We start from the raw sequence: 20,901 nt of genomic DNA on the forward strand, positions 1-20,901 counted from the left end.
CCTGCCTCCGATGTTCGACATCGGTCTTATGCCTTTGCCAAATCTATCCGTGGGATCAGGTGCGCGATCAGGGGCCGGTATCGGCTTCGCCCTGCGATCCGACCCGCTGGCGTTCCGTCAGCGTGAGAGTGGGGCGACGCATGATCGAAATACCTGCTGCCGATATCGGACCATATCGTCAGCGCGCGCACGACGCTGCGGACATGTCGTCAATTGACGACTGACATCCGGAACAGTCGCAACCCTCACCCCGGAAAACGCTCTGCCCTATCGTCACGATTATGGCGAGGCGCTGCCGATCACCGTTGCAGCCGGCTATCTGCCTATAGCGCTTGAGTACTCAAAGTACAAGTAGGAGGTACTTGAGCCAAGTATAGCGCCTGTAGCCGATGTGATCTTGGAAAGGAGAAACCTCCATCCTCGCCCGACCTAACCTCCCATTTTCATGGTAATTTAGAAAAACCGACCTCGATCATCTAAGGGTGTATATCGAGTAATGAAGCGCCAAGGACAGGATTATAGGTCCGGTAGGCGAAGCTGGTCATGGAAACGGATCGTTCTTCCATCCGGAACATCATACAGGCTTCGTCGCGCAATCGACAATCCGGGTGCCTGGTTGAGGAACAGCTATCAAGACGGCCCGCGCCGTTCCGATTGGGATGCAGACCGTCCGAAAACTCGCCTGTGATTATGGTCTGGACGTTCACCGGCCGAGAGGTGTCTGAAGGGGGCGGGCTTTTCAGCTTTTGCGCTCCGATGGGGTGAAATGGGCTACTGTGAGGCCATATCCGGCGTCGTGAGGGCGGAGCTGGCGGCGTGGATCAGGCCTGCACCGCCCGAATCATCCCCGGCACGCCGATGAGGGTGATGGCCCGCCTGATATTGTAGGCGAGTGCCGTCAGGCTGAACTCGGCACGGACCTTCTCCAGACCGCGCATCAGGAACGCCCCCTGGTTCATCGATTGTTTTATCGTGCCGAACGGGTGTTCGACGGTGGAACGCCGGACGACGAGGAGGTCTGGTCGCTTTGCGAGGCGCTCGGCCATGCGCTCGATGATCTCTTCCTTCTCCCAGCGGTTGACGCGTCGCCAGCGCCCCTTGGTACACAGCGCCTTCATCTGGCACCCGGCGCAGGCGGCAGGATTGGAATACTGGATCGTGACATGCCCGCGCGTCACCGAGCTGTAGCGGGTGTCGAGCACCTGCCCACCGGGGCAGTGATAGGCATCTGCTGCCGGATCGTAGCGAAACCGCTCCTTGGGGAAGAGGCCGTTGCTGACGTTGACGCCCCGGTGCGGGCGCGGAATGTACGGCGTGATGCCGGCGGCTTCGCAGGCCTCGATGTCCTCGCCCTTGTGGTAGCCCATGTCCGCCACGGCATCGATACGCTCGACGTCGAGCACTTCCATCGCCGCGCGGGCGGTGGGTGCCAGCAGGCCCATGTCGTTGCAGGCGTTGGTGACATGCTGCTCGACGATCAGGCTGTGTTTGGCATCGACTGCCACCTGCGCGTTGTAGCCGATGGTGACCTTGCCGTGAGCGACCATCGCGCGCGCATCGGGATCGGTGAGCGAAATCTGCCCTTCGGCGCTCTCTTCAATTTGGCCGAGCAGCGCGACGCTTGCCTGACGCTGCTCACGTAGTCTGGCGATCTTCGTCCCCAGCGCGTCGGTACGGCCGGTGCCGGCACCATCTTCACCGCGGTCGATCTGGTCGAGCTCGGCCAGGTATCGCTCCAGTCGCGCGTCGGCCGACGCGAGATACGTCGCCAGCCGCTCCCGGCTGAAGTTGCGCGCCCGGCTGTTCACCGCCTTCAGCCGCGTGCCGTCCACCGCCAGCAGCTCGCGCCCGAACAGGTCGAGCTTGCGGCACAGCACCACGAACTCGCGGAACACCGCCTTGAACGCGGCCCGGTTTTCGCGGCGGAAATCGGCGATGGTCCGAAAGTCCGGCCGCACCCCGCGCAGCAGCCAGATCAGCTCGAGATTGCGTATCGCTTCCGCTGCCAGACGCCGGCTCGACCGCACCCGGTTGAGGTAGCCGTATAGGTACAGCTTGAGCATGTCGGCTGGATCGTAACCCGGCCGTCCCGTCGCCTTTGGTTGCGCCCGCAGAAAACCGGCACCGCCCAGATCGAGATCGTCGACGAAGGCGTCGATAAACCGCACCGGATTGTCCGCTCCCACATAGTCCTCGACCGACGCCGGCAGGAGCAGCGCCTGGTCCCGAGCATGACCTTCGATATATGCCATAGGCACGGTATATCCGCTGTCCTCAGGCAAAGGAATCAGGCGGATTGCTCTTTCGTTCGAGCCGTATCAAACCTGCGCCCGAGAGGTGAGCAATGAAGTTCGGTCCTGCATATAAAACCGCTTTCTGGATCAACATCGGCTGCACCATCATGGTCGGTTTGCTGTTGGCTTACGAGCTTTTCGTTACTGGAACCTCGTCTCCCGGAGCCCCAGCGATACGAAAAGTCATTTTCGGGGTGTTGATCGCCCAGTTGGCAAGCGCAGTTGCCATGTCGATGGCGCGGCGATCGGCGAGCAAAACCACTAATCCCTGATGGGGTTTTTAGCCCCCCCATATCACCAGCATCGTAGTCATGTTTTCGGACGGTCTGGATCGAGTTTCGGGAACGATCAAAGCCAACTGACAGCGCTGGTCAGCTTATCACCCAAAGCGATTTGACTGGATGCGCCAGGCAGTTTCTACCGCTCGACGAAAATGGAAGGGCCATTGGTCGCGTCGAGCTCACGAAGGTCGCGCCCGCGCGTTTCACGCCCGAACACGGCCACAAGCACGAGTGAAAGCGCGGTCGGCACCATGACCAGCAGCGACGAGCGTCCCATCGACAAAGTTATGCCGCCGATCGTCAGACCCTGCGCCAGCAGTCCGCCCCCCTTCGTGCAAGCGGCAACCCAGCCCGTCGCACGGGCACGCACCCGGAGCGGAAAGCTTTCCGCGACATACGGCAGGACGATCGCAATGATACCATTCGTCCCGACGATCAGCAGCGCTACCGGCAGGACCGGACTGCCGATCCCAGCGAGTTCCAAGCGCAGGACCAGTAGCAGTCCGGCCAGCGTGATGGCCGTCATCGCCAGAAGCGCCCCCTTCGTACTCCACCGACTGTACAGCAGCGCGGCGACAAAGACCGTCGGGAATGCGATCAGCGCGCTCTCGGCGAGCAATCGGCTGGACACGCCGACCGAATAGCCCTTTGCGACCAAGTCGGCCGGCAGCCAGAGCAGCACGCCGAAGTTGATAAGGCCCCATGACAGGGCGCACAGGCTGAGCGCTGCCAATTGACCGTACAGCCCGATCCCGGTCAGCGCATGCGACACGCCCTTTTGCGCATGTTGTGCCGGACCCGCCCGCTGCGCCTTCGCGCCGAAACGCCGCATCACCGCTTCCGCCTCGCTCGTCCGGCCACGCGCCAGCAGGAACTTGGCGGATTCGGGGATGAAAGCGCCAAGAACCACCAAGGTCAGCCCGGTCGGCAGGTTCGCCAGCCACAGGATCCGCCAGCCGAAGATCGGTTGCACCACCGCCGACATGCCGCTAGCCGCGAAATAGCCGCCGACCGCCCCCAGTCCGCCGACGAGGACGAGGCTCCAACCCCGATGCCGGCTCGGCATCATCTCGGCGAGCAGGGCATAGGTCACCGGCAGCATCCCACCGGCCGCAGCGCCCATCATGAAGCACATCGCGATATTCCAGGCCAGACTCGGCATCGCGCCGCAAATCGACGTGCCGACGAACATCACCGCCGATAACAGGATCGACGCCTTGCGGCCGTAAAGGTCGGCGATCCAGCCCCAGAGCACCGATCCGACAACCGTGCCGGCCAGCGCGAAGAACGGGACCAGCGAGACGGTCTTTTTCGGCACGCCATATTCGCTGACCATGCCCGGGACAGTGAAGCCGAGCGAGGCGGGCTTCATCACGTCGATAATAAGTGCGATGACCAGCACCGCCATCAGCCCCCAATGCGCCAGTCCCAACGCCGCATCCTCCGGCGGTGCGACGATGATGTCTGCCGCCGCGGTACGCTGGGCCGCTACGTTGCGAGGTAGCAGGCCATAGGCGGCCGTCAGCGTCCCCAGCACGATCAGCGCCATGCCGAACAGCATCATGCTGTCCATCGGCATGCCGGCGAGGCGATAGTGCATCGACCGCGCCATCGCGAACATGGGCAGGTGCGCGCACACGCCAAAGGTCACGGCGATGCAGCCCAGCACGAAGGCCCACACCGCCTGCCGGTCTGACAGCGTACTTCTCATCGCCTGCATAGTGCCCCATAACCCCCTCAAATTGACCGCCATCAGATGACGTGTCGTCATCGGCCTGCCGCGTCATGCGGCGTCTTTTCATACCTTGGCAAAACCGGACAGAGGCGTGCTGATGGTTCGGATAGCGCGTTCACTGCGCTTTTCGACCGGTAAACCGCATCCGGTCGCGCTCGTCGCTGTGCCGGCCAGTTCGCGCAAGCAGCAGATCACGGCGGGCAATCAGACCAACGAGCATGCCGCCGTCATCCACCACCGGCACCCGGCCGATGTCCTCGGCCAGCATCAGTTCGGCGACGCGATCGACCGGCAGGGTCGGCGGAACGGTGGAGAGGGAGCCATCCGATATCATATCCCCAAGGGGCGCCCCCGCGTCGGGCGGCGAGTCCATCCAACGTAACGCATCGGCGCGCGATACGAGACCGACCGGCCGTCCATCGCCATCTACGACCGGATAGGAGCGATGCGGGGCATCTCCGAAAAACACGGCAGCGTCCGCCACCGACATGGTGGCGAGCAGCGTATCGGGATCACGTGTCATGATCTCTCCAACCCGGACGAGGCTCAGCGGATCGACGGTATATTCTTGGCTAAGGTGACGGCCACGTCGGGCGATCTTCTCAGTCAGGATCCAGACCGTCCGAAAACTCGCCTGTGATTATGGTCTGGACGTTCACCGGCCGAGAGGTGTCTGAAGGGGGCGGGCTTTTCAGCTTTTGCGCTCCGATGGGGTGAAATGGGCTACTGTGAGGCCATATCCGGCGTCGTGAGGGCGGAGCTGGCGGCGCGGATCAGGCCTGCACCGCCCGAATCATCCCCGGCACGCCGATGAGGGTGATGGCCCGCCTGATATTGTAGGCGAGTGCCGTCAGGCTGAACTCGGCACGGACCTTCTCCAGACCGCGCATCAGGAACGCCCCTTGGTTCATCGATTGTTTTATCGTGCCGAACGGGTGTTCGACGGTGGAACGCCGGACGACGAGGAGGTCTGGTCGCTTTGCGAGGCGCTCGGCCATGCGCTCGATGATCTCTTCCTTCTCCCAGCGGTTGACGCGTCGCCAGCGCCCCTTGGTACACAGCGCCTTCATCTGGCACCCGGCGCAGGCGGCAGGATTGGAATACTGGATCGTGACATGCCCGCGCGTCACCGAGCTGTAGCGGGTGTCGAGCACCTGCCCACCGGGGCAGTGATAGGCATCTGCTGCCGGATCGTAGCGAAACCGCTCCTTGGGGAAGAGGCCGTTGCTGACGTTGACGCCCCGGTGCGGGCGCGGAATGTACGGCGTGATGCCGGCGGCTTCGCAGGCCTCGATGTCCTCGCCCTTGTGGTAGCCCATGTCCGCCACGGCATCGATACGCTCGACGTCGAGCACTTCCATCGCCGCGCGGGCGGTGGATGCCAGCAGGCCCATGTCGTTGCAGGCGTTGGTGACATGCTGCTCGACGATCAGGCTGTGTTTGGCATCGACTGCCACCTGCGCGTTGTAGCCGATGGTGACCTTGCCGTGAGCGACCATCGCGCGCGCATCGGGATCGGTGAGCGAAATCTGCCCTTCGGCGCTCTCTTCAATTTGGCCGAGCAGCGCGACGCTTGCCTGACGCTGCTCACGTAGTCTGGCGATCTTCGTCCCCAGCGCGTCGGTACGGCCGGTGCCGGCACCATCTTCACCGCGGTCGATCTGGTCGAGCTCGGCCAGGTATCGCTCCAGTCGCGCGTCGGCCGACGCGAGATACGTCGCCAGCCGCTCCCGGCTGAAGTTGCGCGCCCGGCTGTTCACCGCCTTCAGCCGCGTGCCGTCCACCGCCAGCAGCTCGCGCCCGAACAGGTCGAGCTTGCGGCACAGCACCACGAACTCGCGGAACACCGCCTTGAACGCGGCCCGGTTTTCGCGGCGGAAATCGGCGATGGTCCGAAAGTCCGGCCGCACCCCGCGCAGCAGCCAGATCAGCTCGAGATTGCGTATCGCTTCCGCTGCCAGACGCCGGCTCGACCGCACCCGGTTGATAGCCGTATAGGTACAGCTTGAGCATGTCGGCTGGATCGTAACCCGGCCGTCCCGTCGCCTTTGGTTGCGCCCGCAGAAAACCGGCACCGCCCAGATCGAGATCGTCGACGAAGGCGTCGATAAACCGCACCGGATTGTCCGCTCCCACATAGTCCTCGACCGACGCCGGCAGGAGCAGCGCCTGGTCCCGAGCATGACCTTCGATATATGCCATAGGCACGGTATATCCGCTGTCCTCAGGCAAAGGAATCAGGCGGATTGCTCTTTCGTTCGAGCCGTATCAAACCTGCGCCCGAGAGGTGAGCAATGAAGTTCGGTCCTGCATATAAAACCGCTTTCTGGATCAACATCGGCTGCACCATCATGGTCGGTTTGCTGTTGGCTTACGAGCTTTTCGTTACTGGAACCTCGTCTCCCGGAGCCCCAGCGATACGAAAAGTCATTTTCGGGGTGTTGATCGCCCAGTTGGCAAGCGCAGTTGCCATGTCGATGGCGCGGCGATCGGCGAGCAAAACCACTAATCCCTGATGGGGTTTTTAGCCCCCCCATATCACCAGCATCGTAGTCATGTTTTCGGACGGTCTGGATCGACCGGCGGAGCACCAGCACCGCGATCGCATAGCCCGCCACGCTCGCCGCTGCCGCTACCGGCAGCGCGTCGAGGCGCCCCGTCAGCTCGACCGCGAAGACGGCTGCGGTCAGCGGCGCGCGCATCGAGGCGCTCATCATCGCCGCCATGCCCGCCATCGCGTACAGACCGACACCGCCCGGCAGCCAGTGCCCTGCCAGCGCGCCGACCGCCGCGCCTAGCATCAATAAAGGCGCGAGGATGCCGCCGGACGTGCCCGAACCCAGCGCGACCACCCAGACTATCGCCTTGACGACCAGCAGCAGCACGATCGCGCGCGCCACCATCGATCCGTCGAGCAGCGCTTGGATGTTGTCATATCCTGCGCCGAGGACGCGCGGATCGATCAGCCCGCCGATCCCGACGACGAGTGCACCCAGTGCCGGCCACCACATCCAATGGACCGGCAGGCGATGGAAACCGTCCTCGATCCGGTACAGCGCCGATGACAGCGACGAGGCTAGAACGCCGACCACGACGCCCAGAGCTGCCGCACCGACCAGCGTCGTCGCATCGATCATCATCGGCGCGACGAGCGGGAACATCGGCCCGCTGCCGATCATCAACGGGCGCCACGCGATCGCGGCCAGCGCGGCGACCGTCACCGGCACGAAACTACGCGGCTTCCATTCGAAGAGCAGCACTTCGATCGCGAGCAGCATGGCCGCGACCGGTGTGCCGAAAATGGCGGTCATCCCCGCCGCGGCGCCCGCCACCAGCAGGGTCTTGCGCTCAGCGGCGCTCAGATGAAAGCATTGCGCCAGCAGCGAGCCGATAGCGCCACCGGTCATGATGATCGGCCCCTCTGCGCCGAACGGACCGCCCGATCCGATCGAGACGGCCGCCGACACCGGCTTGAGCACCGCAACCTTGGGCGACAGCCGGCTCTGCCCGAACAGGATCGCCTCGATGGCCTCGGGAATGCCGTGGCCGCAGATCTTCTCCGATCCGAACCGCGCCATCAGTCCGATCACCATGCTGCCTGCCACCGGGACGAGCAGCGTGCGCACGCCGTGCGCGGCAGGCACGATCGACACCGGCGCGAACGAGGCGTGGTCGTACCAGGCAAGGTTGGTCGCCAGCGCGATCAGCTTCAACAGCAGCCAAGCGGCGGCAGCGCCACCGCTGCCGACGACGAGTGCCAGACCGGCGAGCATCAGCATGCGGCGGTCGGCGGTGTGATCGGCGAGACGGAGCGGGGGAGATGGATGAAAGCTCATTACCGGCAACTATATCGCGCTACGATATTTCTCAATCGGTCGTTTTCGTGCCATGATCGAGGCCATGGACGATCCGATCAGCGACAAGGACTATCGCGCTCTCGCCGGGTTTCGACGGCAATTGCGCACGTTCCTATCCTTCAGCGAAGATGCGGCCGTAGCGGCCGGCATCACCGCGCAGCAGCATCAGGCTCTCTTGGCGCTGCGCGCATCACCCGATCTGGCACTGCCGGTAGGTGAGCTTGCAGATCAACTCCGACTACGTCCGCACAGCGCCTCCGGTCTCATCGATCGATTGGAAAAACTCGACTTGGTACGGAGAACGGCGGGCACGACCGATCGCCGGAGCGTGACCGTGGTTTTGACCCCGGCCGGGGCGAACAAGATCGCCGCGCTTGCGCTTACTCATCGTGGCGAACTTCGTCGCCTGCGTCCGTTGCTGCTGAATATACTCTCAGACTTGTGATCGTATGGCGCGGTCGGAAGAGGAGCAACGGAAACCGTCGGGACATTCTCAGATGGATCGAATTTTTGGAAAGGGCGGCCTCTTCGCTACGGAGCCATGCCGCCCCCTGCACCAACCTACTTCAGCGGCAGGAACAGGTCCGCGGTTGCTTCATGTTCCGGCACCTCCGGGAAGAAGGTGACGCGCTCGCAGTAGAGCGGGAAGTCCCGCGCTTCCTCTCCGCTGGCCGGTAGCCAATCGCGGTAGAGATACAGGGCGGCAAGCTCCAGATTGTCGGTGTTGCCAACGACGCGCAGCACCGCACAGCGTCCGCCTGGAATGGTGCCGGCCTCGATCCGCTCGCCGTTCGCCTCGATGGGGCGGTCGGTGCCGACACACAGGTCCATGCGGTATTCGGCCGGAGGCGTCGTGCGCGGATCGGAGTGGAAGACGTTGAAGGTCGGGCTGACCTTCGGCGACAGCCCAGTCGCTTTGCGCCAAGCGATCAACCGCTGGATGGTCGCGCCGATCGTCGCCGGGTCGCCGCGATGCTCCATGATTGCCACCGGCGTCGGGGCCACGTCACGGATCGTCACGTCGTCAGGGGTATAGGTATTCTGCATGAGCTTGCTCCTCGCGTTGTCGAGAGGCCCGAAGGCTGCAAGCCACGGCTCCCAATCAGGAGTTTTCCTGAACGACGACGGGGATTGCCCGAACCGTTGCCGAAAGGCGCGGGCAAAGGCATCCGGGGCGTCGTAACCTGCATCCATAGCTATGTCGGTGACGCTCTGCGCGACCCGGTATGCCAGCCGGTAGGATGCCCGCTTCATGCGGGCGAGCTGGATATAGCGATGCACGGACAGCCCGAAGGTCGCCGCGAACTGCCGGTGGAAATGGTATTTCGAAAAGGCCGCGACCCCGCTCACCACGTCCAGGTCCAAGTCGCAATCCAAGTGCCGGTCGATGTGATCTAGCACCCGCTGCATCCGGGCATGGTAGTGGGGAAGCGCCGCCTTCATCGTCCTATCCTCCGTGGCGACGCCAGCTAGGCGCTCACGGATATCATGCGCTCGACCGATCTTGCGGTTCTAGCACAGCCCGATGAGCCTTCCCGCAAAGGAAGGGCAAGAGATTGGCGAGCGTCGATCGGCGAGCTTCCTTTCGTCTCAGGTGCGGCGCTTTCCCAAAATCCGTTCCCAAAACCATTTTCCCGAAATTGCCCTACGGACATGGAGTTTCGGGAAAGGCAGGATGGCCACGATAGGTCTTCGCGGAGAGGTCCAACTGACGACCCCTCCCCTGCCAGCCCCTCCCGCAGACTGCTGCCTTGGCCGACCCAATATCGGTGCCTTTTGGGTATACCCTTGAAGTACCTCGAAATGCCGGTCCGTTTTTCTTGAAGACAGACTTAAAAAATAACAGAACATTTTTGGTGCGTTTTATGGCGGTTTATCAATCCATGGAGGACCATAGAGCACCTACCCATCGAGTACCGCTATTGCATTGGCGTCGGCCGAGCCGCTTGGAGCCAATGCTTCAATGATCCGGCAGTCGGCGACGGTGTTGCGGCTACAGGAATCGATCAGCGCATCCAGTTCTCCAGCTAACGCCGTCAGGTCGGCAATCTTGCGGGTGATCGCATCGCGGTGCTGGTTGGCTATGACGTCGACAGCCATGCAGGACTGGTCGCGCCGGTCGGCAAGCCCCATCAACTCCCGCACCTGGTCGATCGAGAAGCCGAGATCGCGCGCGCGCCGGATGAACGATAGGCGGCGGAGATGCGCGGCGTCATAGGTCCGGTAGTTCGAGGCCGACCGCGCTGGCGCCGGCAGCAGGCCGATCTGCTCGTAATAGCGGATCGTCTCGACCTTCGTGCCGGTCGCCCCGGCCAGTTTTCCGATCGTCAGGTGGCCGGACATGGCGCTTGACCCTCTAGTGACTAGAGGGTGCATATAGGCTGCCGGATCGACTCTATCGAGGTGGTGGAAACATGGCCTGCACGAGCTGCGCGTTCGACAAGGCGGGCACTTTCAACGACCCCAAATGGCGGCGCGCGCTGTGGATCGCGCTCGCGATCAACGGCGCCATGTTCGGCGTCGAGATCGTCGCCGGCATCACCGGCGGATCGACGGCGCTCCAAGCCGACGCGCTCGACTTCTTCGGCGACACCGCGAATTACGCGATCAGCCTCGGCGTCGCGGGAATGGCAATAGCGTGGCGCGCCCGTGCGGCCATGTTGAAGGGGGCGACCCTCGCGCTGCTCGGCCTCTATGTTCTCGCCGCTGCGGGCTGGGTGGCCGTTCACGGCGCCGCGCCCCACGCCGAGGTGATGGGGATCGTCGGCATCGCCGCGCTGATCGCGAACCTCGTCGTGGCGGTCATGCTCTACCGTTTCCGTGAGGGCGATGCGAACATGCGATCGGTCTGGATCTGCTCGCGCAACGACGCGATCGGCAACATCGCCGTCGTTCTGGCGGCAGGCGGCGTGTTCGGCCTGAACAGCGCGTGGCCCGATCTTGTCGTCGCGGCGCTGATGGCGGCGCTGGGATTGTCGGGCGGCATCCAGATCATGCGGCAGGCCCGTGCCGAGGTGCGGTCCTTCCCGTCTTCCGCGCCCCTCGATTACCAGGGATCATTACATGGCAGCCGGTAAACTGCTACGGGCAGGAACGATGCACCGTTTGTCGGCCCTCTTCCTCTGTCTGATGCTCGTGCTGTCGCTCGGGTTCGGATCGGTCGCGCATGCGGCCGAGGGTCCGGGCGTCGAGGTTTCCGTGGGCACCGCGATTGGCCATGCCGATGGCGATGGCGATCAAGTGCCGGCCGATAGCCAGAAGGGTTATCCGCATCATCATGGTGGATGCCACGGCCACGATATCGGCGTTCCGATGGCGCCCGATCCCGTGGCGTCCGTCACCGGACTGCGCGTAGCCTTGTCGGCATGGGACAAGGGTCCGATGGCGCGCGCGCCGTCGGACCCGGCGCTGCGACCACCCCAAGCCTGAGCGACGTCTAAGCTCCGCCGGGCACGCCCGCGCGGAATCCAGCGTTCGTCAGGAGTCCGTTACCCATGCAGCGTTTTATCGCGGCCCTTTTGGCCGTGGCGTCGTGCGCGTCGATCGCGCACGCGCAATCATCCGAGCCGGCATCGACCAGTCCCCCGCTCACGCTCGTGCGCGCGCTGGCGCTTGCCGGCGCAGCCGCGCCGACGCTCGAAGCAGCGACAGCAGGCGTGCGCGCGGCCGAGGCCGGTCGCACCGTTGCCGGCTATCGTCCCAACCCGTCCATCGTCGCCGAAACCGAGAATATCGCCGGCAGCGGCCAGTACCGCGGTGTGCGCAGCGCCGAGACGACGGCAGGGCTGGCGTTCCCGATTGAGCTGGGGGGCAAGCGTTCGGCGCGGATCGCCGTCGCCGACGCGATCGGCAATCGCGCCCGGATCGGATCGGCCCTTGCCGAGGCCGATCTGCGTCTCGCCGTCACCCAGCTCTACATCGAGGCGACGGCGGCCGAGCGCCGCCTTGCGACCGCACGCGAGCAAGCCGGCATCGCGCGCGAGGCATTGCGCGCAGCGGGGGTTCGCGTGCAGGCCGGGCGTGCCTCGCCGCTCGAACAGCAGCGAGCCGACGTGCTGCGCATCAACGCCGAGACCGCCGTGGAACGCACGCAGCGGCTCGCCGACGTCGCCCGCGACAATCTGGCGCGCCGGATCGGGCAGCCCGTCACCGGCGTCCTCGACATGGCATGGTATGATCGTGTCGAGGGCTATGGGCCGGCGCGGCCGATCGCACCGGCCGGCACGCTTGCGCTCGCCGCAGCGCGCGCCGATGCAACCACCGCCGACGCCCAGGTCAGGCTTGCCCGATCGCAGCGCATTCCCGACGTGACGCTCAGCGCTAGCGCGCGGCATCTCGAAGCGACGAACGACGTCGCCGCGGTGTTCGGCGTGTCGATCCCGATCCCCCTCTTCAACAACGGTCGCGCGAGCGTGACGCAGGCCCGCGCGCAGAGCGATCAGGCACAGGCGCTCCGGCGTGCGGCCGAGCTGGACACCGCGCAGGACATCGCCCGCGCCCAGGTCGAGGTGGCGAATGCGGCCACGTCCGCCCGCAACGCCAGCGGACCGGCACTCGCATCGGCAACCGAGGCCGCGCGGATCGCGCGGATCGGCTACCGCGAGGGCAAGTTCGGGCAGCTCGACCTTCTCGATGCCGAACGCACCCTGTCCGAAACGCGCACCGCCGCGATCGACGCGCTCGCCACCTATCATGACGCCAAGGCACGCCTGGAACGGCTCGTTGCCGCGGCGCCCTCGCTCGAGGAAAACGACCGATGAAGAAGAACTTCGTGCGGGCGCTCGCGCCCGTGACACTGGCGATCCTCCTGGCCGGGTGCGGTAGGGGCGGTAGCGAGGCGGGCGGCAATGCCGGCGCCGAGAAGACAGAGGCGGCCGAAGGTGCCGAGGGCAAGGAAGCCCCCAAGGATATCGTTACCCTGTCCGCCCAGCAGATCGCGGACGCCGGCATCGAGGTCACGCGGCCGACCGTGGGCGGCGAGGCAGGCGCGATCGAGCTGTCGGCGACGATCGAGGGCGACCCGCAGGGCGTCCAGGTGGTGTCGGCAGCGGTCGGAGGACGGCTCGTCTCGCTGACCCGCAACCTCGGCCAGTCGGTCGGGCGCGGCGATCCGCTCGCGATCATCGAGAGCCGGGAGGCGGCCTCGCTCAAGGCGGAGGTGGAAGCCGCCCGTGCGCGTAGCGCCCTCGCTCAATCGAACCTGCGCCGCGAACAACGCCTGTTCGCGGAGCGCGTATCGCCCGAACAGGATCTCGTCGCCGCGCGCACGGCCGCCACGGAAGCCGGCATCGCGCTGCGTCTCGCGCAGCAGCAATTGTCGGCGACCGGTAGCGGGGGCGGTGCGCTCAACCGCATCGCGGTGCGCTCGCCGATCGGCGGCCAGGTCATCGCGCGCTCCGCCACGCTCGGCCAGACGGTCGCGGCCGACGCCGAACTGTTCCGGATCGCCAATCTCTCCAAGGTCACCGTCACGACGTCGCTGGTGCCGAACGATGCGGGTCGGGTGAAGCCGGGTGCGCGCGTCGAGGTGACGGCGTCCGGCCGTCGCCAAGAGGGACGCGTGACGTTCGTCTCGCCCGTGCTCGACGAAACCACCCGACTGGTGCCGGTGATCGCGACGCTCGACAATGCCGGCAGCACGTGGCGGGTCGGCGAGACGGTCAACGTGTCGATCCTCGTGCCCGCCAGCGGCGATCGCACCGTCGCCGTGCCATCGGCCGCGGTGCAGATGATCGAGGACAAGCCGTTCGTCTTCGTTCGCACCGCGACCGGCTTCCGCGCGACCCCGGTGACACTCGGCCGGACCAACGGCGGTCAGGTCGTGGTGACGTCAGGTCTGACCGGCCCGGAGCGGATCGCGTCCACCAACAGCTTCACGCTCAAGGCCGAACTCGGCAAGGGCGCGGCCGAGGACGAGGACTGAGCCATGATCGGTCGCATCGTCACCCTGTCCGTTGAGAAGCGCTGGCTTGTCCTGCTCCTCACGATCGCCGCGGCGTTGCTCGGGATCGGCGCGCTGCGCCAGCTCCCGATCGACGCCGTTCCCGACATCACCAACAACCAGGTGCAGATCAACGTCGTCGCCCCTGCCCTTTCCCCCGACCAGATCGAGAAGCAGGTCGCCTTCACCGTCGAGACGGCGCTCGCCGGCATCCCTGGCCTCGAATATACCCGTTCGCTCAGCCGTAACGGCTTCGCGCAGATCACCGCCGTCTTCACCGAGAAGACCGACATCTACTTTGCGCGGGCGCAGGTCGCGGAGCGGCTGCGCACCGCCGAGGAAGACCTGCCGCAAGGCGTGAACCCGGAGATGGGACCGATCGCGACCGGGCTCGGCGATATCTTCATGTGGACGGTCGAATATCGTGAACTCGATCAGGTCCATCATCGCAACGGCGAACCCGGGCTGCAACGCGACGGCAGCTACATCACGCCCGAAGGGGATCACCTCGTCAGCGCGGCGGACAAGGCGACCTACCTGCGCACCGTGCAGGACTGGATCGTCACGCCACAGCTCAAGAGCGCGGCGGGGCTTGCCGGCGTCGACTCCCTCGGAGGCTACACCAAGGAATATCTCGTCGTTCCCGACGTGCAGCGGATGGCCGCGATGCGCCTCACGCTGCAGGATTTGACGACGGCACTCGACCGCAACAACACCAGTGCCGGCGCTGGCGTCGTCAACCGCAACGGCGAAGGGCTTGCCGTCCGCTCGGACGGCCGCGTGCGCAATGCCGACGAGCTGGCCCGAACCGTCGTCGCCACCCGCGAGGGCGTGCCGATCCTGCTCAACCAAATCGCGACCGTTCGCACCGGTCAGGCGCTGCGTATGGGTTCGGCATCCGAGAACGGGCATGAGGTCGTGGTCGGGACCGCGGTCATGCGGATCGGCGAGAACAGCCGCACCGTATCAACGGGCGTGGCCGAGCGGCTGACGCAGATCGGCCGTTCGCTGCCGGTCGACGTGGTGGTGAAGCCGGTCATGAACCGGACCGAGCTGGTCAACTCGACCATCGCCACGGTCGCGCGGAACCTTGCCGAAGGCGCGGTGCTGGTCATCGTCGTCCTGTTCGCGCTGCTCGGCAATTTCCGGGCGGCGCTGATCGCCGCGCTCGTCATCCCCATCACGATGCTGCTCACCAGCATCGGCATGTTGGAAGCCGGCGTGTCGGCGAACCTGATGAGTCTCGGCGCGCTCGATTTCGGCCTGATCGTCGACGGTGCCGTCATCATCGTCGAGAATGCGCTACGCCGCCTTGCCGAGGCCCAACACGGTCGCGAGGGCGAGCTGACGATGCAACAGCGGCTCGGCCTAGTCGCCGCGTCCGCCCGCGAGATGATCCGCCCGTCGGTCTACGGGCAGGCGATCATCATCCTCGTCTATGCGCCGCTCCTCACCTTCACCGGCGTCGAGGGCAAGATGTTCGAGCCGATGGCGCTGACCGTCATCATCGCGCTCGTCTTCGCCTTCATCCTGTCGCTGACCTTCGTGCCCGCGGCCATCGCCATCTGGCTCAGCAAGCGGGTGGAAGAGAAGGAAAGCCGCGTCGTGGCGTTTCTGCGGCAACGCTACGAACCGGGCCTCGACGCGGCCATGCGCCGTCCGAGCCTGACGATCGGCGTCGCGATCGGCGCGCTGGCGCTCGCCGGCGTCGCCTTCACCACCCTGGGCCAAGAGTTCCTGCCCCAGCTCGATGAAGGCAACGTCCTCGTGCAGGCCGTCCGCATCCCCGGCACGTCGGTCGACCAAAGCCAGGCGATGCAGTTCAAGGTCGAAAAGGCGCTCGCCAAGGCGCCGGAGGTTCGGTTCGCTTTCTCGCGCACCGGCACGTCGGAGATCGCCTCCGATCCGATGCCGGCGAACGCGACCGACACCTTCGTCATCCTGAAACCCAAGAAGGAATGGCCGGACCCCGGCCTGTCGAAGGAGGCGCTGGTCGAGCGACTGGAAAAGCGTCTCTCCACCCTGCCGGGCAATGCTTACGAGATCACCCAGCCCATCCAGATGCGGTTCAACGAGCTGATCGCGGGCGTGCGCGGCGACATCGCGATCAAGGTGTTCGGCGACGACTTCGGCGAGATGAACGCGACCGCCGATCGGATCGCGAGCATCCTGCGCAAAACGCGCGGCGCGGCAGACGTGCGCGTCGAGCAGACCGAGGGGCTGCCGATGCTCGATATCCGTCCGAACCGCACCGCCATGTCGCGGGTCGGGGTGACGGCCGGTGACGTGCAGGACACCGTTGCCGCGGCGATCGGGGGCCGGCAGGCGGGCGTCATCTTCGAGGGGGATCGACGCTTTCCAGTCGTGATCCGGATGGCGGAAAGCGCGCGGTCCAATTTGACCGCTGTCGCGCAGGTGCCTGTTCCGACCGCCAGCGGCGGTTTCGTACCGCTATCGACGGTCGCTGATATCGCTGTGGTCGATGGTCCCAACCAGATCAGCCGCGAGAACGGCAAACGGCGTGTCGTCGTGCAGGCAAACGTCCGCGACCGTGACGTGGCGGGCGTCGTCGCCGACGCGCGCGCTGCGATCGACGCCCAGGTGAAACTGCCTGCCGGCACCTATCTCGAATGGGGCGGACAGTTCGAGAATTTGGCGTCCGCGCGCGATCGGCTCGCGATCGTCGTGCCGATCTGCTTCGCCGTCATCATGCTGTTGCTCTACGGAGCGCTCGGTTCGGTGCGCGATGCACTGATCGTATTCACCGGAGTACCGCTGGCGCTGGTGGGCGGCGTGCTGGCGCTGGTGCTGCGTGGGATGCCGTTCTCCATTTCCGCGGCCGTCGGCTTCATCGCGCTTTCGGGTATCGCCGTCCTCAATGGGCTGGTCATGGTGTCCTCCATCCACGACCTGATGCGCGCCGGCGTGGATCGGGCTGTAGCGGTCCACCAAGGGGCACTTGCCAGGCTCAGGCCGGTGGCGATGACCGCGCTCGTCGCATCGCTCGGCTTCGTGCCGATGGCGCTGGGACACGGTGCCGGCGCCGAGGTGCAGAAACCCCTCGCCACCGTCGTCATTGGTGGCCTGATTTCGGCGACGCTGCTGACCTTGTTCGTGCTGCCGACGCTCTACGCGCGCTTCGGCGCGCGCACGCTGCCGGCACCGTCGAGTGACCATCTCGAACTGCCCCCCCTCCCCGCTCCGGCACATTGAAAGACCAGACGATGCACGACCATGCAGCGGGCGGACACGCCCACGATCATACCGCCGGGGCCAACGCCAGGATGCTGGGGTGGGCGCTGGCCCTGACCACCGCCTATCTCGTCGCCGAAGTCGTCGGCGCGTTCGTCTTCAACAGCCTCGCCCTGCTGTCCGACGCGGCGCACATGCTGACCGATGTTGCCGCGCTGGTGATCGCGCTGCTGGCGATCCGGTTCGGCCAGAAGCCGGCCGACGACAAGCGGACGTTCGGTTACAAGAGGTTCGAGATCCTCGCGGCGGCCTTCAACGCACTGCTGCTGTTCGCGGTCGCGATCTACGTGTTGGTGGAGGCCGTCCAGCGCTTCCGTCAGCCCGAAGCCGTCCAGTCGACCGGCATGATGATCGTCGCCGCGATCGGGCTCGTGGTGAACCTCGTATCCATGAAGCTGCTGACGTCGGGCAAGGACGCCAGCATGAACGTCAAGGGCGCCTACCTCGAGGTATGGGCGGACATGATCGGCTCGATCGGCGTGATCGCGGGCGCGCTTGCGATCCGCTTCACGGGGTGGACATGGGTCGATCCGATCGTCGCGGTGGGCATCGGGCTATGGGTGTTGCCACGGACCTGGGTGCTGCTCCGCGATACCACCAACGTGCTGCTGGAAGGCGTCCCCGGTGGGATCAAGCTGCCCGAGCTGCGGGCAGGGATTGCCGGGCTTCCCGGCGTCGCCGGGGTTCATGACCTCCATGTCTGGTCGATGTCGTCGGACGACATCACCTGCACCGCGCACGTCACCCTCGCCGAAGGCGCCGATGCCGATGCGGTCAGGAAGGCGGTCGCAGATACGCTCGATCGCCGGTTCGGCATCGAGCATTGCACGATCCAGACCGAGGCGCTGGCCGAAGCGTGCGAGGACAATCACCACCTGCACCCTTGAGGGCGATGATATGACCGGGCGAAAGGGCGCGCGCTGGACGCTAGAGGCGGACGCCGAGCTGCGCCGGCGCGTGGCCTCCCGCCAGCCCGTGTCGGTGATCGCGAGAGAGATGGGCCGGACCCAGGATGCTATCCGCGGCCGGGCGGCGATGCTGCGCATCGCCCTGCCGTCCACGATGCGCCCGTGGCGCGAGACGGTGAAGCGGGGGCCACGGATGCCGCGCTCGATCCTGCATCCGACCGGGGAGGAATGAAGACGGGGGCGGTCGCCCGCCCCCGTCCCGTCGGCTTACTTCATGTTCGGCATGGCATGGCCGGCATGGTCGCCGCCCTTCGCCTTGTCGCCATGATCGCAGCAATCAGCACCGTCCTTGCAGCACGCCATGTCGGCGCAGCAATTCGCGACCGCGGCGAACGCGCCGGTCGAAAGCGTGAGGGCGAAAGCGGCGCTGATGAGCTTGAACTTGGTCATGATATTCTCCGTGTAGATTCGTGTGAGGTCAGGTTCGACGTCACGCGATCTGCGGAGGGGGTGTGGCCGGTGCGCTGGTCAGCCCGAGCAGGCCCGAATGGGCGACTGCCCAAGGCGAGAGAGGCACGAACGGTATCGGTTCGATCTGCGCGATCGTTTCGCCGGGCATTGCCGCGCACGGCATGGCGCAGGCCGAGGGCGGTATCTTCTTGGTCGGCGCATGGCCTGGCGTGTCCGCACAATCCATCGTCGCCGACGCGATCGGCGTCGCGGCCATCGCCATCGTCTCGCACAGCGGGCCGAGCCTCACCAGCATCATCACCGCCAGGACGACGATCGCCGCTGTGCGCGCAAAACGAAAAAACGGGACAACCCGGAGCGACATGCCAGCCTCGTAGATCGACCGTCGATCGCACACAATGGTCGGCGATCGTTGGACCTACCGAGTGCGTGGCTTTGCCCCCACGGCTTTTATCGTCTCGGTCACGACGATAGATTCTGGAAGGAACCGATAGACGGTGCCCCGTGAGATACCGAGTTGCCGCGCGATGTGTGATGGCCTCATACCGTCCATTGCCAGCGCCCGCACGGCTTCCGGGTCAATCCGCGCCTTACCACCCTTATAGACGCCGCGCGCTTTAGCTGCAGCAATACCTTCCATCTGGCGCTCACGACGCAGGTTTGTCTCGAACTCGGCAAACACGCCCAGCATGTCGAGGAAGGCCTTGCCCGCCGCAGTGCCGGTATCGATGGGCTGCTCGGTGGCCTTCAGCGCCACCCCCCTGCCCTTCAATTCATGTACGATATCCTGCAAATCCTTCATCGAACGGGCAAGCCGGTCGATCCGCGTGACGACCAGCGCGTCGCCTTCACGCAGAAAGTCGAGCAAGATTTGCAGTTCGGTTCGCGAGCTGCGCTCACTACCCGACTTCTTCTCTGACCGGATCGTCTGACAGCCCGCGGCCCTCAATGCCGCAATTTGGACATCGAGATCCTGCTCCGAGGTCGATACCCGGGCGTAGCCAAAAAGCGTCATCACCCCCCCCTTTTGTTCAATCAGCTTCTAGACCACAACGACCATCTGTTCAATATGCCTGCAAGTGACCCTGATCGAACACCGAAACTGTCTCAACGCCTTTGTACGATTACGGTATACCCACATTGACGGCAATGTCTTGGCATTCCAATCAAGGCTGCCTCTCGCATCGTTGTGTCATTCCGTCCGATGTGGCATGATGAGGCTTAGCATTTAAAACGGAGGATTCCACGGTGGCTACGCAGACCATAGATATCCGGGTCGCTAGCAATGGCCGCATGGTTCTTCCCGCATCGGTGCGCAAGGCTATGGGCCTACACGGTGACGCGAAGGTCATTCTGACGATTGAGGACGATCAAGTACGCCTGTCTCCGATCGGGCATGGTGTATCGCGTGCGCAGGCGCTCTATCGAGAACACGCCAAGCACGCGCGCACGACAGACGACTTTCTGGATGACCGGAAGGCGGAAACGGCAGCTGATCTCGGTGAGGCAGCTTCAGGCGGCGAGGATCAAGACGTACAATGACATCGGCCGTCCTCGACGCATCCGCGGTTCTGGCGCTGGTTCGAGATGAACCCGGCGCCGACAAGGTCGCTCCCCATATCGGGCGCGCTGCAATTTCGGCGGTCAACCTCCAGGAGGTCATCAAGGAACTGCTGCTCAGTGGCCTTGACGAGGCGACCACCCGTGAACTGCTTGACGAGCTTCGTCTCGACGTTCGTGCCCACGATGGCGACGCAGCCTATGCCGCCGCTGCCTTGCATGCACAGACGCGGCAATATGGCCGCGGCTTAGGCGATCGGTCCTGTCTCGCGCTCGCTGTGCAGCTTGGCGTCCCTGCTCTCACTGCCGATCGTGAGTGGAAGAAGGTGAAGGTCAAGAACTTGAAGCTCGAGCACATCCGATAGCCACAGCCATGGTGCGCCTGAATCTTCAGCGCTGACTTCGTGCTTTCGACGACACTGGGTTCGGTGGGCCATGCGAACGGGCGGAAACGGGCGGTCTATACCTTTGCCCCCCCCGCCCCGCACATTCCGCAGTCCAACGGACCGCTGGTCGTTTTCGGGCATACCCTCCGCGTTACTAATTGGGCCGGTCCGATTTGCGCCGAAAAGGAACGTCTAAAATTCGGCCCGATTAGCCCC

Annotated in this window: 21 protein-coding genes; 12 read left to right on the top strand and 9 right to left on the bottom strand. The window is 64.8% G+C overall.

Annotated elements, in window-relative coordinates; translation table 11 throughout:
* Positions 1 to 821: 821 nt before the first annotated feature.
* Entirely contained in the window at positions 822 to 2,252 is a 1,431-nt protein-coding gene (locus PBN85_RS17815) for an IS1182 family transposase (protein WP_271300925.1), read from the bottom strand.
* Positions 2,253 to 2,344: 92 nt separating this feature from the next.
* On the opposite strand from PBN85_RS17815, the gene PBN85_RS17820 reads away from it, so the two are divergent.
* On the top strand, positions 2,345 to 2,566 hold the full coding sequence (locus PBN85_RS17820) for a hypothetical protein (RefSeq protein ID WP_152542197.1): 222 nt from the start codon (positions 2,345 to 2,347) through the stop codon (positions 2,564 to 2,566).
* Positions 2,567 to 2,711: 145 nt separating this feature from the next.
* Here the strand turns inward: PBN85_RS17820 and PBN85_RS17825 are convergent, their stop codons facing one another.
* The 4 genes from PBN85_RS17825 to PBN85_RS17840 form a co-directional block, all read right to left on the bottom strand.
* Positions 2,712 to 4,286, bottom strand: a complete 1,575-nt coding sequence (locus PBN85_RS17825; protein WP_443026790.1) for an MFS transporter — start codon at positions 4,284 to 4,286, stop codon at positions 2,712 to 2,714.
* Between the two features lie 139 nt (positions 4,287 to 4,425).
* Entirely contained in the window at positions 4,426 to 4,833 is a 408-nt protein-coding gene (locus PBN85_RS17830) for a CBS domain-containing protein (protein ID WP_271300926.1), read from the bottom strand.
* A 250-nt stretch (positions 4,834 to 5,083) separates the two neighbouring features.
* The gene (locus PBN85_RS17835) at positions 5,084 to 6,289 is read right to left on the bottom strand and encodes an IS1182 family transposase (protein ID WP_271300927.1); all 1,206 of its coding nucleotides are present in this window, start codon (positions 6,287 to 6,289) and stop codon (positions 5,084 to 5,086) included.
* A gap of 258 nt (positions 6,290 to 6,547) precedes the next feature.
* Positions 6,548 to 8,146, bottom strand: coding sequence for a chloride channel protein (locus PBN85_RS17840; RefSeq protein WP_443026791.1), 1,599 nt, complete (start codon positions 8,144 to 8,146; stop codon positions 6,548 to 6,550).
* A gap of 64 nt (positions 8,147 to 8,210) precedes the next feature.
* Here PBN85_RS17840 and PBN85_RS17845 point away from each other — a divergent pair, with 64 nt between their 5' ends.
* Positions 8,211 to 8,612 carry a MarR family winged helix-turn-helix transcriptional regulator gene (locus tag PBN85_RS17845; protein ID WP_152542196.1) on the top strand — a complete coding sequence of 134 codons (402 nt, stop codon included), beginning with the start codon at positions 8,211 to 8,213 and terminating at the stop codon, positions 8,610 to 8,612.
* A 116-nt stretch (positions 8,613 to 8,728) separates the two neighbouring features.
* Here PBN85_RS17845 and PBN85_RS17850 read toward each other — a convergent pair whose 3' ends face one another.
* Complete coding sequence (locus PBN85_RS17850; RefSeq protein WP_271300929.1) at positions 8,729 to 9,610, bottom strand: AraC family transcriptional regulator; 882 nt, start codon at positions 9,608 to 9,610, stop codon at positions 8,729 to 8,731.
* 459 nt (positions 9,611 to 10,069) lie between these two features.
* Positions 10,070 to 10,510: a MerR family transcriptional regulator gene (locus tag PBN85_RS17855; RefSeq protein WP_271300930.1), complete on the bottom strand. Its 441-nt coding sequence runs from the start codon at positions 10,508 to 10,510 to the stop codon at positions 10,070 to 10,072.
* A gap of 71 nt (positions 10,511 to 10,581) precedes the next feature.
* Between PBN85_RS17855 and PBN85_RS17860 the strand changes: the two genes are divergently transcribed.
* The 7 genes from PBN85_RS17860 to PBN85_RS17890 all read left to right on the top strand — a co-directional run bounded on the left by PBN85_RS17860 (position 10,582) and on the right by PBN85_RS17890 (position 18,500).
* Positions 10,582 to 11,244 (top strand): cation transporter, encoded by a 663-nt coding sequence (locus tag PBN85_RS17860; RefSeq protein ID WP_271300931.1) that lies wholly within the window; start codon positions 10,582 to 10,584, stop codon positions 11,242 to 11,244.
* Positions 11,231 to 11,596 carry a hypothetical protein gene (locus PBN85_RS17865; RefSeq protein ID WP_271300932.1) on the top strand — a complete coding sequence of 122 codons (366 nt, stop codon included), beginning with the start codon at positions 11,231 to 11,233 and terminating at the stop codon, positions 11,594 to 11,596. The genes PBN85_RS17860 and PBN85_RS17865 overlap by 14 nt, the downstream gene beginning before the upstream one ends.
* A 65-nt stretch (positions 11,597 to 11,661) precedes the next feature.
* Positions 11,662 to 12,927, top strand: coding sequence for a TolC family protein (locus PBN85_RS17870; RefSeq protein WP_271300933.1), 1,266 nt, complete (start codon positions 11,662 to 11,664; stop codon positions 12,925 to 12,927).
* Positions 12,924 to 14,090, top strand: coding sequence for an efflux RND transporter periplasmic adaptor subunit (locus PBN85_RS17875; RefSeq protein WP_271300934.1), 1,167 nt, complete (start codon positions 12,924 to 12,926; stop codon positions 14,088 to 14,090). Before PBN85_RS17870 ends, PBN85_RS17875 begins: the two co-directional genes overlap by 4 nt.
* Positions 14,091 to 14,093: 3 nt before the next feature.
* Positions 14,094 to 17,321: an efflux RND transporter permease subunit gene (locus PBN85_RS17880; protein ID WP_271300935.1), complete on the top strand. Its 3,228-nt coding sequence runs from the start codon at positions 14,094 to 14,096 to the stop codon at positions 17,319 to 17,321.
* An 11-nt stretch (positions 17,322 to 17,332) separates the two neighbouring features.
* On the top strand, positions 17,333 to 18,247 hold the full coding sequence (locus PBN85_RS17885; RefSeq protein ID WP_271300936.1) for a cation diffusion facilitator family transporter: 915 nt from the start codon (positions 17,333 to 17,335) through the stop codon (positions 18,245 to 18,247).
* 10 nt (positions 18,248 to 18,257) lie between these two features.
* Complete coding sequence (locus PBN85_RS17890) at positions 18,258 to 18,500, top strand: hypothetical protein (protein WP_271300937.1); 243 nt, start codon at positions 18,258 to 18,260, stop codon at positions 18,498 to 18,500.
* Between the two features lie 35 nt (positions 18,501 to 18,535).
* Here PBN85_RS17890 and PBN85_RS17895 read toward each other — a convergent pair whose 3' ends face one another.
* Positions 18,536 to 18,718: a hypothetical protein gene (locus PBN85_RS17895; RefSeq protein ID WP_183930285.1), complete on the bottom strand. Its 183-nt coding sequence runs from the start codon at positions 18,716 to 18,718 to the stop codon at positions 18,536 to 18,538.
* Between the two features lie 62 nt (positions 18,719 to 18,780).
* Between PBN85_RS17895 and PBN85_RS17900 the strand changes: the two genes are divergently transcribed.
* Entirely contained in the window at positions 18,781 to 19,116 is a 336-nt protein-coding gene (locus tag PBN85_RS17900; protein ID WP_271300938.1) for a hypothetical protein, read from the top strand.
* A gap of 41 nt (positions 19,117 to 19,157) precedes the next feature.
* Here the strand turns inward: PBN85_RS17900 and PBN85_RS17905 are convergent, their stop codons facing one another.
* Complete coding sequence (locus PBN85_RS17905; RefSeq protein WP_271300939.1) at positions 19,158 to 19,754, bottom strand: recombinase family protein; 597 nt, start codon at positions 19,752 to 19,754, stop codon at positions 19,158 to 19,160.
* Positions 19,755 to 19,987: 233 nt separating this feature from the next.
* Here PBN85_RS17905 and PBN85_RS17910 point away from each other — a divergent pair, with 233 nt between their 5' ends.
* Positions 19,988 to 20,281: an AbrB/MazE/SpoVT family DNA-binding domain-containing protein gene (locus PBN85_RS17910; protein ID WP_271300940.1), complete on the top strand. Its 294-nt coding sequence runs from the start codon at positions 19,988 to 19,990 to the stop codon at positions 20,279 to 20,281.
* On the top strand, positions 20,278 to 20,664 hold the full coding sequence (locus PBN85_RS17915; protein WP_125994373.1) for a PIN domain-containing protein: 387 nt from the start codon (positions 20,278 to 20,280) through the stop codon (positions 20,662 to 20,664). Before PBN85_RS17910 ends, PBN85_RS17915 begins: the two co-directional genes overlap by 4 nt.
* The last annotated feature ends 237 nt before the right edge of the window (positions 20,665 to 20,901 follow it).

The organism is Sphingomonas sp. CV7422, assembly GCF_027945725.1.
Classification (GTDB): Bacteria; Pseudomonadota; Alphaproteobacteria; order Sphingomonadales; family Sphingomonadaceae; genus Sphingomonas; species Sphingomonas kyungheensis.